General features: G+C 65.4%; 9 protein-coding genes. 2 read left to right on the forward strand and 7 right to left on the reverse strand.

Annotation, left to right across the window (positions count from 1 at the left end; genetic code table 11):
- Positions 1 to 4: 4 nt before the first annotated feature.
- From O9281_RS08045 to O9281_RS08055, 3 genes are read right to left on the reverse strand one after another with little or no spacing between them, the layout of a single operon-like run.
- A complete protein-coding gene (locus tag O9281_RS08045) occupies positions 5 to 1090 on the reverse strand; it encodes a Rieske 2Fe-2S domain-containing protein (RefSeq protein WP_298184443.1) in 1086 nt (361 codons plus the stop codon).
- A 23-nt stretch (positions 1091 to 1113) separates the two neighbouring features.
- Positions 1114 to 2304 carry a flavin-dependent monooxygenase gene (locus tag O9281_RS08050; RefSeq protein WP_298184444.1) on the reverse strand — a complete coding sequence of 397 codons (1191 nt, stop codon included), beginning with the start codon at positions 2302 to 2304 and terminating at the stop codon, positions 1114 to 1116.
- A gap of 22 nt (positions 2305 to 2326) precedes the next feature.
- Positions 2327 to 3241, reverse strand: a complete 915-nt coding sequence (locus O9281_RS08055) for a VOC family protein (RefSeq protein WP_298184445.1) — start codon at positions 3239 to 3241, stop codon at positions 2327 to 2329.
- 248 nt (positions 3242 to 3489) lie between these two features.
- Between O9281_RS08055 and O9281_RS08060 the strand changes: the two genes are divergently transcribed.
- Positions 3490 to 5604, forward strand: a complete 2115-nt coding sequence (locus O9281_RS08060) for an FAD-dependent oxidoreductase (RefSeq protein WP_298184446.1) — start codon at positions 3490 to 3492, stop codon at positions 5602 to 5604.
- A gap of 174 nt (positions 5605 to 5778) precedes the next feature.
- Here O9281_RS08060 and O9281_RS08065 read toward each other — a convergent pair whose 3' ends face one another.
- From O9281_RS08065 to O9281_RS08075, 3 genes are all read right to left on the reverse strand, one after another.
- Positions 5779 to 8328 carry a TonB-dependent receptor gene (locus O9281_RS08065; protein WP_298184447.1) on the reverse strand — a complete coding sequence of 850 codons (2550 nt, stop codon included), beginning with the start codon at positions 8326 to 8328 and terminating at the stop codon, positions 5779 to 5781.
- Between the two features lie 224 nt (positions 8329 to 8552).
- Positions 8553 to 8999 carry a hypothetical protein gene (locus O9281_RS08070; protein WP_298184448.1) on the reverse strand — a complete coding sequence of 149 codons (447 nt, stop codon included), beginning with the start codon at positions 8997 to 8999 and terminating at the stop codon, positions 8553 to 8555.
- A gap of 96 nt (positions 9000 to 9095) precedes the next feature.
- The gene (locus O9281_RS08075; RefSeq protein WP_298184449.1) at positions 9096 to 11072 is read right to left on the reverse strand and encodes an alkyl sulfatase dimerization domain-containing protein; all 1977 of its coding nucleotides are present in this window, start codon (positions 11070 to 11072) and stop codon (positions 9096 to 9098) included.
- Positions 11073 to 11174: 102 nt separating this feature from the next.
- Here O9281_RS08075 and O9281_RS08080 point away from each other — a divergent pair, with 102 nt between their 5' ends.
- Complete coding sequence (locus tag O9281_RS08080) at positions 11175 to 12791, forward strand: GMC family oxidoreductase (RefSeq protein WP_298184450.1); 1617 nt, start codon at positions 11175 to 11177, stop codon at positions 12789 to 12791.
- Positions 12792 to 12799: 8 nt separating this feature from the next.
- On the opposite strand, the gene O9281_RS08085 is transcribed toward O9281_RS08080, so the two are convergent.
- Complete coding sequence (locus O9281_RS08085) at positions 12800 to 13447, reverse strand: TetR/AcrR family transcriptional regulator (protein ID WP_298184451.1); 648 nt, start codon at positions 13445 to 13447, stop codon at positions 12800 to 12802.
- Between the last annotated feature and the right edge of the window lie 96 nt (positions 13448 to 13543).

Consider the following 13543-nt stretch of genomic DNA (forward strand, 5'->3'; position numbering starts at 1 on the left):
TCCTTCACGCGGCCTTGGACTTGGCGCCGGGCCGCTTGTCGATGGTGGTGTGGACGCCGTTGACGCGCCGCTGGATGTCCGCTGCCTTGTCGCGGGGATTGTAGAACTGGCGGTACCAGATGCGCTCCTTGTGGAAGGGGCCGTCATCGGGGATTTGCATGATCGAAAGCGCCGGTTCCTTGTGCTGCCAGACCTCGAAATCCTGGGCAAAGGCATCGAGCGAGGTGTCCTGATAGCTGCGCGCCATCGATACCCCGGCCGCATCGGCGCGCTCGTCACCCACCTTGACGAACAGGCCGAACCAGACCCGCACTTCGCCATCCTCGACCGGGGTATGGGCGACCATCATCAGCGAGGGATGCTGCCCTTCCATCCGGCACTGCAGGATGCCGGGGCCGGTGTAATGGGTATCGGTGACCAGCACGTCGCCGCTCTCGCTCACCAGCGTGCGGTGACCGGCGCCAAAGCGCTGGATCGCGATGTGATCGGCGAACTCGTTCTCGAAATAGACGATGTCGCGACTGCCGTGGACGGGGATGAAATGCGCGGCGTCGACGATATTGTCGACGATTTCCTGCGGGTGGATCGGCAGGGTGCCCAGGTGATCGATCCGCCAGCGGACCCAGCCTTGCTCCTCGCTGTCCCATTCGGAAAACTGCGGCAGGTCGAAATCCGGCTGGCCGCCTTCGGCATCGTGCCACATCCAGATGCAGCCCGCGCGTTCCACCACGGGGAAAGTCTTGATGCAGGCGGCCTTGGGCATGCCGTGGGTGGAATAGGGAATGTCGTCGACCTTGCCGTCCGGGCCGAAGCGCCAGCCGTGGCCCGGGCACCGGATCGATTCACTCTGGATCTGTTCGCCATCCTTGACGATGTAGCTGGTGGTGTTGCGGCCGATGTGGATCCGCATGTGCGGGCAATAGGCATCGACCAGATAGACCCGCCCGCTTTCCCCGCGATAGGCCACGAATTCGCGCCCGAAGTAGTGCAGCGGCACCGGCTTGTCGGCGATCTCGGAACTCTCCGCGATCATGAACCAGCCGCGGGGGAAGGTGTGCGGGCCAAGCCCGTATTCGGCAGTCGTGGCCATGGGATCCTCTCCTTGGTGGCGGGTCAGATGAAGGTGTCGGTGTTCGGATTGCCGAGCAGCACCGCGCCCAGATTGCGGCTGACCGAGCCGGGGTTGTTGGCCACGTGGGTGCGGCCCGAATGGATATCGACAAAGGCGCGGACCAGCGGGCTGGAGCGATAGATCCCCAGCGCCCCGCAGGAATAGAACAGCCGCGTGATCAGGTTGGCGCAGCGATCGAGGATCTGGCCTGACTGGAAGCGGAACAGCAGGCGCTGTTCCAGGTCATAGTCGGCCCCGGCTGCGGCCTGGCCCATCAGCACGCCGAAGTTGCGGTTCAGCACCAGTTGCATCTCGTCCACCGCGGCGGCGGTTTCGGCGATCGCGCGCTGGGCGTCAGGATCGTTGGCAGTGCGCGAAAAGTCGTTCGAGCCGACCCGCTCGGACCCATAGGCGCGGAAGGCATCGCACGCGCCCTTCAGCGCCCCGATCGCCGAGGATGACACGGCCCGCACGAAGATCTGGCCGAAGTGCAGCTTGTAAAGCGGCGCATCGTTGATCTTCAGTCCCGGGCTGGTCGTCTGGAACCCGTCCTTGGACCGATGGGTGCGATAGGCCGGGACGAAGGCATCCTTCACCACCACGTCCTGGCTGCCGGTGCCGCGCAGGCCCAGGGTATCCCAGACCCGGTTGACTGCGAAATCGCTGCGCGGAACCAGGAAGGTGCGATAGTCCGGCGGACCACCCTCGGGATCGGGCACCAGCCCGCCGAGGAACGCCCACTGGCAATGATCGACGCCCGATGAAAAGCCCCAGCGCCCGCTGATCCGGTAACCGCCCTCGACCGGCGTCACTTCGGCGCGCGGCATATAGGAGGACGAGATCAGCACGCTGGCATCCTCGCCCCAGACATCGGCCTGGGCCTGGGCATCGAACAGCGCGAGCTGCCAGCTGTGGACTGCCACCACGCCCAGCACCCAGGCCGAGCTCATGCAGGCCTCGGCCAGGGTCATCTGCACGGCATAGAAGCTCTGCGGGTCAAGCTCGTAACCGCCCCAGCGGCGCGGCTGGAGAATCTTGAAGAACCCTGCCTCCTGGAAATCGCGGATCGTCGCATCGGGAACCTTGCAATCGTCCTCGCACTGCTGGGCGCGCTCGCGCAGCGCCGGCCGCATGGCACGGGCCCGTTCGACCAGGGTCTGGGTCAGATCGGTCTTGACGGCATTGGTCTGCATGGTGGTTCTCCCGGAATGGGGGTCAGGCGGCGTCGGCCAGGGCGGCCTGTTCGTCCGCGCCAAAGCCGACGCTGAAATCGTGGCCCCAGAGGCTGACCGAAGTGCTTTCGAAAACAGTGTGGTGATCCCAGTCGACCGTGCGCCCGCCGAACCCGTATTCGATGGCGAAGCCGCCGGGCGACATGAAGTAGAAGCTGGTCATGTGATCATTGGTGTGCTTGCCCAGCGTCGCCATCAGCCGGGTGTCGCTGGCCAGCATCCGGTCATAGGCCCGGCCGACCTCGTCCAGGCTGTCGACCTCGAACATCAGGTGGACGCAACCCGATGGCACCGCCCCTTCGAACAGCGCCAGGCTGTGATGGCGGCTATTGCCGCAATGCATGAAGTCGATCCGCTGCTCGATCCCGGGGGCGGGGCGATGGACCAGTACGTCCGACAGGCCGAAGCCGAGCACGCCGGTCATGAAGGCGCGGGTCTCATCAAAGTGCGGCGCGGGCAGGACCATGTGGCCAAGGCCAAGGTCCCCGGTGATGAAACGCGGCACGCCGACCGGGGAGGCGAACCGGGCGAAGTCGGTCCGATAGCCGTGGAACAATTCGTGCCGGTTGCCCGATGGATCGTCGAACCAGACCATGTCGAAGACATGGCGCAGCGCGCATTCGGCATGGGTGGCCGGGTGGTAGCGGATGCCCCGCGCGGCGAGCTCCTCGCAGGCGGCGGCGAACTGGACCGCGTCGCGCAGTTCCCAGCCCGAGGCCAGGTAGCGATCTTCGGGCCCTTGCTGGATGAACAGGCGCCCGGCCCGCTCGTCCATTTTGAGCGCGAGGCCGCCGGGCACTTCGTGCGCGCTCATCCCGAGCACGTCCTGCCCGAATTGCTGCCAGGCGGCCGGATCGCGCGACTGGACGACGACATATCCCAGAGCTGCAACGTCCACGGCGATCCTCCACCCCCTCGTGATGGCCGCAGGCTAGGGTGCGAGTGCCTCTCGGAACATTGACCGGAATCAAATCTCATCCATCAGATGCGTAATCTATTTGGCCATGAATAACGCAAAACATCACGACAGGCTGTATTTCGGTCAATTAATGCGGATCAACGGTGCTATCGGATAGCGAATCGCATTGACCGAGGGCCATGCCTGCGACAAAGCTTGCGACAGGGATCGAGGAGCTTCGACAGGTCATGGCCAAACCCGCACACTTGCTTTCCGCCGGACGGATCGGCTCGCTGGAGCTGCGCAACCGGATCATCGTTACTGCGATGGGGGTCAGCCTGTCCGAAGCCGATGGCCATGTCGGCGAACGTCTGCTTGCCTATCACGAGGCCCATGCCAGGGGCGGGGCGGGGCTGATCATCACTGGGGTGGCCGGGGTGGCCTGGCCGGTGGGGGCGGTGCAACCCAATCAGACCGCCATTTCCGACGATCGCTTCCTGCCCGGCCTGCAGGCGCTGACCGAGCGGGTCCATCGCCACGGTGCGAAGATTGCGGTGCAGTTGCACCATGGCGGGCTGGTGGCGGGCTATTCGTCCGACGCCTTCGACCAGGAACTGTGGGCGCCGTGCTATCCGCCGCCGATGCAGGGCGATTTCATCGACTATTTCCTGCCCGAGGAAATGGCCGGTTTTTCCGGCAAGATGCCCAAGCTGCGGTTGCTCGACCAGGCCGATATCGACCTGGTGGTCAGCCAGTTCGGCGCGGCCGCCGCGCGGGCCAAGGCTGCCGGGTTCGACGCGATCGAGATCCACGGCGGGCACGGCTACCTGCTGTCCTCGTTCATGTCGCCCAAGACCAATAGCCGGACTGACGAATACGGCGGCCCGCTGGAAAACCGCGCGCGGCTGCTGCTGCGGGTGATCGGCGCGGTGCGCGATGCCGTGGGGGCAGACTTCCCCGTCTGGGTGAAGCTCGATTCGATCGAGGTGGGCAAGGACGGTGGGATCACGCTGGACCTGGCGATCGAGGCGGCCCGGCTGGTCGAGGCGGCCGGGGTCGATGCGATCACGGTTTCGGCCTATCACGATACCGGCAAAGGCAAGCTGCACTCGGCCTCAAACATCCCGCATGAGCCCGAAACCAATGTCCCGGCCGCAGCCGCGATCAAGGCGGCGGTCAAGGTGCCGGTGATCGCCTCGGGCCGGGTCGAGGTCGAGGCCGCGGACGCGCACATTGCGGGCGGTAAGTACGATTTCCTGGCGATGGGCCGCAAGCTGCTGGCCGATCCGGCGCTGCCTGAAAAGCTGGCCGGCAATGCGCCGGAAATGATCCGGCCCTGCATCTACTGCTATACCTGTGTCTCCACCGCCTATGTCCGCCAGCCGCTGCGCTGCGCGGTCAATCCGGAAACCGGGTTCGAGTGCGAACAGGTGGAGCCGAAGGGAACCGGCAAGCACTTTGTCGTGATCGGTGGCGGTCCCGGCGGGATGGAAGCCGCCTGCCGCCTGGCCGATGCCGGCAACCGCGTGACCCTGCTGGAAAAGGGCTCGCGGCTCGGCGGGACGCTGCGGATCGCCTCGCTGGCCTATCCGGCCAACGAACGCCTGCTGGACTGGCTGACCGAACGGGTCACCCGCTCCAGCGTGGCGGTGCGGCTGAATACCGAAGCGAGCGAGGCGCTGCTGCGCAGCCTGGCTCCCGATGCGGTGATCGTCGCCACCGGCGCGCGGCGCGACATGCCCGCCCTACCGGGCAATGACCTGCCTCACGTGTTCAGCGGCGAGGACATGCGCCGGATGTTGCTGGGCGAGAATTCGGACGAGCTCAAGCGCAAGACCGGGCTGATGACGCGATTGGCGACCAGGGTGGGGGCGGCCACGGGTCTCACCGCCAACCTCGATTTCGTGCGCAATGCCACGAAGGCGTGGATGCCGTTGGGGGACAACATCGTCATCGTGGGCGGGGAGCTGGTCGGGATCGAACTGGCCGAATTCCTGCACGAGCGCGGCCGCAAGGTGAGCGTGATCGAGCCAGCCCCACGCCTGGGCAAGGGGTTGCTGCTGGTGCGCCGGATGCGGATCCTGGCCGAGTTGAAGGAGCACGGTGTTGCCCTGCACGGTGGGGCGCAAGACATTGCGATCGGCGCCGATGCCGTCAGCTTCACCGATGCCAAGGGCGAGGCCCATTCGATTGCCGCCGATCACGTGATCGTGGCCATGGGGGCGGAAGCCGACACGGCGTTGGCCGAGCACCTGCGCGCGGCAGGCTTCACGGTTGAGACCGTGGGCGATTGCAACGGCGTCGGCTATATCGAGGGCGCGATCCGCGGCGGGGCGGACGCCGCCCAGCGCCTGCTGGCCTGAATTTCCCTATCCTGATCGAAGGCTGGTGCAGCGCGGTGTGCGCGAGGCGAGCGCTGTGTGCCTGCATGAACCAAAACAGAGTGGGGCTGCCGACCGGTTCTGATTGAACCGGCTGACAGCCCCACTGATTTGGCCCGATCCGAATCCCCCGATCGGCGGGCCGGCGTCAGTTCATCAGAACTTCACGCCAAGCGTCACCCCGTATGTACGCGGATCAGCGAAGTAGCCACCGGCATAGCCCAGCGCGCCGAAATCGATGCCGCGGGCAAATTCGTGCCGGTTGGTCAGGTTCTTGCCCCAGACGAGCAGCTGCGCTTCACCGCCGCCGATCTGGATGCCGTCGATCGAAACCTGGGCATCGATCTGCTTCTTCGGATCCGACTTGAGCTGTTCATTGAACGGCGTCGAGATCGTGTTGCTGAAGCTGTACTTGGGCGATTCATAGGTATAGCCGACCCGCGCGTTGAAGGTCATGCCATTGTCGCTCAGCGGCACGCGCAGGTTGGCGGCGATGTTGCCGGTATAGCGCGAGGTATAGCCTTCACGGGCGATCGAAGCGATGTCTACGATCGGCGCGCCGACCGCACCCGAAGTCGGGACCTTGAACTCCTTGTAGTTCACATCGACGTAGCCAAAGGTGCCGTCGATCGACAGGTAGTCGTTGATCACCGCGCGTGCCTCGACTTCGAAGCCGGTGTAATCGACCTTGCCGACGTTCACGATCCGCGAACCGAACACGCCGGGGGTCGAGGTGACGACCGGGATGTTGGCAGCCAGGTTCTTGAACTTGTTGTGATAGCCCGCAAGGTTCACCCGCAGGCGGCGGTCAAGCAGTTCGGCCTTGATCCCAGCCTCGTACGAAACGATCGTTTCCGATTCGAAGGGCAGGAGCGTGCTGGTGCCGGCCTGGGTGGTGTCCGGCGCGTTGAACCCGCCCGAACGATAGCCGCTGGCCGCACGCAGGTACATCGACACCTCGTCGGTGAACTCGTAGCGCGCCATGGCGTTCCAGGTGAGGCGGCCGAAGCTGGCCCGACCCTGGTCCGGCGTGGCCGGAGCCGTCGCACCTGACTGCTGGCGGATGATGAACTTGTTGTCCCAGGTATAGCGCAGGCCGCCAGTCAGGCTGAGCTGGCCATCGCGCCCGCCAACGTAATAGGTCGCCTGGCCATAAAGCGCGGTCGACTCAGAGCTGGTGGTGTAGCGCAGCAGGCCGTTGGTCACGACCAGGCGATAACGTGCCGGGTTGGCCGCCACGAACGAGGGACCGAGACCGCCGAAGTTGGCCAGGAAGATCTGGTTGGTATCCAGCACGAAGCCCGAGTTCTGCGGGTTGTTCTCGCTGCCCTTTTCCCAGAAGTAGAAGCCGCCGACGACCCAATCGAGCACTTCGCTGTCACCGGAAACTTCGATTTCCTGGCTGAACTGCTGGTGATTGCGGACGTTGTTGGTGTCGAACAGGCCCTGGGTAGTGGTGGGCACCGGCGAGGCCGCGATGAACGGCCTGGCCGCCGAAGGGATAGTCGGGATAAAGGCCAGCAGGGCGGCAGGCATGCCGTTGAACAGTGTCGCATTGCTGAACAGCGAGCCGCGGAAGGTGCCCAGGCCATCCAGGTCCGAGCTCAGCGAAGTGCTGTCCCACTTGCGATAGCCGGCGGTCATCTTGACCTGGAAGCCGCCGAAATCGTTCTGCAGCTGCAGGTTGTGACCCTGGATTTCGTCAATCGCGTCCTTGTCCTGATCAAGGCAGATGGTGTCACGATAGACCCGCGTCGGGGCGGCCAGAGCGGCGCAGCGCGCGTCGAGGAAAGTTGCACCAGCCAGGTACTGCTGCACCGGGGCCTGCTGGGTCTGGGTGATGCCGGGCTGACCATTGACCACCAGCGGCGGGCGGGCCGTGCCATCGGCCACGTTGGTCAGCTGGAAGGCGACATTGCGGCCCGTGGTCTTCGACCAGTCGAAGATGTAGCGGATGCTGCCGGTTTCGCCGAGGTCGAGCTTCAGCGCGGCGCGCAGGGCATCGGTGCGGCGGGCGCCCGGATCCTTGGAATTGTCGGGCTGGAGAATGTTGTCGACCGTGCCGTTGCGGCGGCTGTGCGAGTAGGACAGGGTGGCCTTCAGTCCGCCCAGGACTTCACCCGTGTCAAGCGAGACGCGGCCATTCCAGGCACCATAGTTGCCGAACCCGCCGCGCGCCGAAACCTTCAGCTCGTCGCTCGGATCGCGCGAGATGAAGGCGATCGCGCCGCCGGTGGAGTTACGGCCGAACAGGGTACCCTGAGGGCCGCGCAGCACTTCCACCCGCTCGATGTCCATCACGTCAAGCGCGCTGGCGCCCGAACGGCCGATGTAGATGCCATCGACGTAGAGCGCGTTGGCCTGGTCGAGGCCGAACGATTCGCTGGCCGGCGAGGTGATCCCGCGGATCGAGATGACCGCGGCCGAATTGCTGGTGGTGCCCTGGACGATGGTGACGTTCGGGGCGAGGCCGCTGAGGTCGCGGGTGTCGCGAACGTTCAGGCGCTCAAGCTTTTCCGAACCGATCGCCGAGATCGCGATTGGCACGTCCTGCAGGTTCTGCTCGCGCTTTTGCGCGGTGACGACGATTTCGCCGAGCCCGGTGTCTTCTTCGGCCTCCTGCGCGAAAACGGGGCTGGCAACGGCCAGCAGACTCGCGCCGAGCAGCAGGCGCACGGCAAAACGCGGGCTTTGAGAAACTTGCATGAATCCTCCCCTCAACCTTGGATTATCGGTTTGAGACCGGAATTGGAATGCCAATTTGCGTAACAAATGTCAATTGCATTTACGCAATAAGCCAATGATCCCGTTGCGAGCTGGATAAATGTGTGGAATTCGTCGGCCCCACTGCATGAAATGCGTGGGCTGGGAAGGGGCGGGGAGGCCTTGCGCGGGTGATGTCAACTGCGGTGAATCCGCGAGGCGGGATGTCAATCGGGTTCGATCGCTGCGAACGTTGCTTCCATCTCGCTGAGATAGCGCACCGAGCTGGCGGTCAGGCCGCGCAATTCATCGTTGGCCTGGTCGGTTGCGGTCACGAAACGGCGCGGATCGCGCTGGACCCAGCCCTTGGCGATCAGCTGTTCGATCTTGCGCCGCACGGTTTCGCGCGGGATGCCGCTGTAGTCGGCGATCGATTGCAGATTGATCGCGATCGGCTCGACCGCCCCGACCGACCCTTCGAGGAATTCCTGGCGGGTCATCGAGTCGGGCGCGTGCTGCGGATTGAAGGTGCGCTCGCCAATGATCGCCAGGACCAGAAACAGGTCGAGATCACCATCGCAGGCGCGGCGGCATTCGACGAGATGGCGCACGAACGCCGCGCTGTGCCGGGCGTGCACCTTGCCGAAGTTCCGCTCCAGCCGCTCACTTGCCAAGACCAGCCTCCAGCCACGACCGGCCAGCCCGGTCCGCGGGCCAAGACTAGACCGGACTGCCGACTGCGACAACCGGGCGGGTGAGGGATCTGCGGTTCAGGGCTCCACGATTGCGAAGTCTAGCCGTGGCTGCTCGAGCATCGGCAGCAGCTTCCGGATCGCTGCCGGATCGCCTTCTACCCTGGCCTGTCCGGCCGCCAGCATGGCATCGAGCGGCACCTGTCCGAACAGGATGCCCAGCAGGACAGGCTTGGGCGCGGTGAGGGTCGGGGCGCCGGGCAGGGCCTGGTTCTCTTCGCTCACCAGCACCGCGTTCCCCAGGGTGATGGCAAAGCGATCACCGGAAATGCTGTCGACCAGATTGAAGGCCAGCCGCTGATCGCCCGCCCGTTCCGGCACGACCGTCGTAGCGAGGAGATCAAGGAACTTGTCTAGCGGGGTTGCGGCCATCAGGTAGCTCGGCCCCAGTCGCCCAAACCCGTCCGGCCGCCCCTGGCGTAGCTCCCGGGCGCCCGTGAGATAGATGTTGCGCCAGATCGCGCTTTCCGCCTGGTAGCCCAGCTGCTCATAGCTGTCGGCCAGGATCGTGCGGGCCGTGCGGTCCTGTGGATCGGCAAAGACGCCATAGTTTGCCAGTTCGGCCGACCAGCGATAATCGCCGCTGGCGAAGGCGGCCTGGGCCTGCTTGTGCAAACCCTTGGCTCCGCCCATCGCCTTGACCATGCGCCGGGCCTTTTCAACCGGCGGGTGGGGATTGAGATTGGCGGGCACCCCGTCGTACCAGCCCATGTAGCGATCATAGACCGCCTTGGCATTGTGGCTGACCGTTCCGTAGAATTCCCGGACCGACCAGTCCTTGCGCAGGGCTGCAGGCAGCTTCAGATCCTCGGCGATCTCGGTCGGGGTCTGGCCCTGGTTCATCCGCCGCACGGCCTGATCGTGGATGAACTTGTAGGTATCGCGCTGGTTGGACAGATACCCGCGGATCACGCCATTGCCGAAGCGCGGCCAGTGGTGCGACGCGAAGCTGATCTCGGCCTCGCCCCCCCACATCCGCAGCGCCTCGGTCAGATAGTCGGCCCAGGCCTTGGCATCGCGCACCTTGGCCCCGCGCAGGGTCTGGACGTTGTGCAGGGTGGAAGTCGCCGTCTCGGCCAGGCACAGCGCCTTGAGCGATGGGATCCAGATGTTGAACTCGGTCGGCGCCTCGGCTCCCGGGGTCATCTGGAAGACCAGTTCGATGCCATCGATTGTCAGGCTCTGGCCCGTGCGTTCGATTTCCAGCGTGGGCGGGATGAAGCCCTGTTTGCCGGCCGCGATGGCCGGACCCAGGCCCATCCCGATATGCCCCTTGGGATCGCGCGGCAGGAAGTAGCCGAACTGGTAGAAGGCGCGGCGGCCCATGGCGGTGCCCGCCATCATCCATTCGCTGACCACCTCTTCCACGAAGCCCTTTGGCGCGATTATCTGGATCCGGCCAGCCGCGACATCGCGCGGATCGATGATCCCGGTTGCGCCGGCAAAGTGATCGGTGTGGCTGTGCGTATAGATGACGGCGAGGATCGGTTTGTCCGCCACGTGCTTCTTGAGCAGGTCGAAGGCAGCGCGGGCCACTTCCTCCACGGTCAGCGGATCGATCACGATCCAGCCGCGCGGGGTTTCGATGAAGGATACGCTGCTGTTGTCGAAATTGCGCACCTGGTAAAGCCCCGGGGCAAGCCGGAACAGGCCCTCGGCCCGCATCACCTTGTTCTGCCGCCACAGCGCGGGGTTGACCGTTGAGGGAACCGCACCCTCGACAAAATCGTTGCCGGCAAGATTGAACGAGGGCTGGCCATTGGCCTGCCGGATCACGCTGTCCGGCCAGGTCGCGATGAAACCGCGCTGGGCGAACTCGAAATCCTGCCCGTCTTCCGGCGGCAGGTTCCGGGCTGCTTCGGCCAGCACGGCGCGGGTCGCCGGGGTGGCATCGCGGGAAACCGGCGCAGTGCTGGTTGCAGGCGGCGCGGCGGTGGCGCTGCCGGCTGCAAGCATGAGCAGGCCGGGGGCAAAGGCGCGGCTCAAAATGGGCATCGTGGTCCTCTCCAGGCTGGTTTGTGCCGGTTATAGTCCTGCTCTCTACGCCTCGGAACGCGCTTGCCGCCCATTCCGGGCGAGCGAAGTGGGGGTTGAAGCATGGCACAACTGACAGCCGATTACGTGATCGTCGGAGCGGGATCGGCGGGCTGTGTGCTAGCCAACCGCCTGTCGGAGGATTCGGCCAACCGGGTGATCCTGATCGAGGCGGGCGGATCGGGGCAGAGCCTGTTTGTCTCGATGCCGACCGGCTATGGCAAGACCACGGCGGAATTCGGCCATTCCTGGCACTATTCCAGCGCGCCCGAGGCCAGCATCAACGGGCGCCGGATGCTGCTGCCGCGCGGGCGCGGGCTGGGTGGGTCCTCGAACATCAACGGCCTGCTCTATGTCAGGGGGCAGGCGGCCGACTATGACAGCTGGAGCAACCTTGGCGCGATCGGCTGGGGCTGGGCGGATGTCCTGCCCTACTTCGAACGTGCCGAAACCTACGCCGGCGGCGGAGACCGCATCCGCGGCGCGGCCGGGCGGCTGCGGGTCGAGGAATTGCGCCACCGCGATCCGACCAACGATGCGGTGCTCGCCGCCTTTGGCGAACTCGGCGTTCCGCTCAACCCGGACTACAACGGACCGGACCAGCTTGGCGCCTTTTATTACCAGACGACGATGGCGGACGGACGGCGCTGTTCGGCCGCCGATGCTTTCCTGCGGCCCGTCATGGCCCGCCCCAACCTGACCGTGCTGACCGGCGCCCAGTGCCGCCGGGTGCTGTTCAGCGGCCGGCGCGCCAGCGGGGTGGAGATCGAACGCGGCGGAAAGGTCGAGGCGATCGCCGCGCAGGCCGAGGTGATCCTGGCGGCGGGGGCCTATCACAGCCCGAAGCTGCTGATGCTGTCGGGGATCGGGCCGGGCGCGCATCTGGCGGGGCTTGGCATTCCCGTGCTGCATGACAGCCCCGGCGTCGGGGCCGACCTGCAGGATCACTATATCCTGACCATGAGCTGGGAACTGGCCCCCGGCACCTTCAGCTATAACCGCGAGCTGGCTGGTGGGCGGCTGGTCTGGAACGTGCTGCGCTATCTTGCCACCCGGCAAGGGGCAATGACGATCCCCGCCGCGCAGACCGGGGCCTTCGTGAAGTCCGACCCGGTGCTGGACCGCCCCGATATCCAGTTCCATTGCCTGCCGGTCAGCGGCGAGCTGGAAGCAGGCGGGTCTGATGCCAAGCCCAGCCTTTCCCCTTATCCCGGCCTGACTCTGGCGCCGACCGTCCTGCGCCCGGAATCGCGGGGCTGGGTGCGCCTGGCCAGCCCCGATCCGCTGGCCGTACCCGAGATCGTCCATAACTACCTTGAAGCGGAGGCCGACCAGCGCCTGTCGGTCAAGGCCATGCGCATGGCGCGCGAACTGGCCGCCGCCCCGTCACTGGCGCAGCTGATCCGGCGCGAATCCTACCCCGGCTCCGAGCGCAACGACGATGCTGCCCTGCTCGATTATGCCCGCCAGATCGGCAATACCGGCTATCACCCGGTCGGCACCTGCCGCATGGGCCTTGATGACCGGGCCGTGACCGATCCGCAGCTGCGGGTGAGGGGCGTGGAAGGGCTGCGGGTGATCGACGCCTCGGTCATGCCGCGCCTGATCTCGGGCAATACCAATGCGGCCGCCATCATGATCGGCGACAAGGGCGGCGACCTGGTGCTGGGTCGCAGCTGATCCCTGGCTCAGGTCCGGGCGCTGTTATCCGGCGCGGGAATCTGGTCGAGAATGTCGCGTAGCAGCTGTTGCAGGACCTCGACCGTCTTTTCCCTGGTTAGGCCCTCGTCCTGGCGAAACAGGCGCCAACTGTCGAAGCTGACTGCCAGCAGGATCGCACGGGCGCGATGCTCATCCTGCAGGATGGGTTCGGGCAGGATCCGGTTCAGGTTCTCGCGCTCTTTCCTGAGCAGGAATCGATAGGTTTCCATCAGCGCTGGCGAGGAGTAGCGCTGCAAGCTGCTGGCAATGCGAAAGGGCGCGATTTCCTCGTACATCCTCGCCCGGCGCGCGATCAGTTCGAGCAGCTTCGCCTGCCAGGTTTCCGACTGGAAGGGGGCTTCGAAGGCTGGCCCATAGGCCTGCCAGAGAAGTTCGTCGATTTCGCGGTAGATCGAATCCTTGTCGTCGAAATGGCGAAAGACCGTGCGCAGGCCGACCCCGGCCTGCTCGGCAACCTTGGCGGCGCTGGGATTGACATCGCCTGCCGCGATCAGGTCCATCATGGCTTCGATGATCCTGCGGCGGCTCGAGCGGCTGCGCTCGCGTCGCCCGTCCGGATGCCGTCCGCCCCCTCCGATCGCATCGTGCAATGCCGCCTTCTGCCTGCCCATCATGATCCCATCTGTATTTGCGCGCGAGCCAGGCGCTTAGCCCGCCACGCGACAAAGTCCTTGTGCGGTGGCCGCCATGCCCGACAATCGCCCACCTGG

The organism is Novosphingobium sp. (assembly GCF_027531025.1).
Lineage (GTDB): Bacteria > Pseudomonadota > Alphaproteobacteria > Sphingomonadales > Sphingomonadaceae > Novosphingobium.

Bases quoted from the DNA above. Each gene is read 5' to 3' on its own strand.
- O9281_RS08075 (WP_298184449.1), bottom strand. From the start codon at position 11,072: ATGCCCATTTTGAGCCGCGCCTTTGCCCCCGGCCTGCTCATGCTTGCA.
- O9281_RS08065 (WP_298184447.1), bottom strand. From the start codon at position 8,328: ATGCAAGTTTCTCAAAGCCCGCGTTTTGCCGTGCGCCTGCTGCTCGGC.
- O9281_RS08080 (WP_298184450.1), top strand. From the start codon at position 11,175: ATGGCACAACTGACAGCCGATTACGTGATCGTCGGAGCGGGATCGGCG.
- O9281_RS08060 (WP_298184446.1), top strand. From the start codon at position 3,490: ATGGCCAAACCCGCACACTTGCTTTCCGCCGGACGGATCGGCTCGCTG.
- O9281_RS08045 (WP_298184443.1), bottom strand. From the start codon at position 1,090: ATGGCCACGACTGCCGAATACGGGCTTGGCCCGCACACCTTCCCCCGC.
- O9281_RS08050 (WP_298184444.1), bottom strand. From the start codon at position 2,304: ATGCAGACCAATGCCGTCAAGACCGATCTGACCCAGACCCTGGTCGAA.
- O9281_RS08085 (WP_298184451.1), bottom strand. From the start codon at position 13,447: ATGATGGGCAGGCAGAAGGCGGCATTGCACGATGCGATCGGAGGGGGC.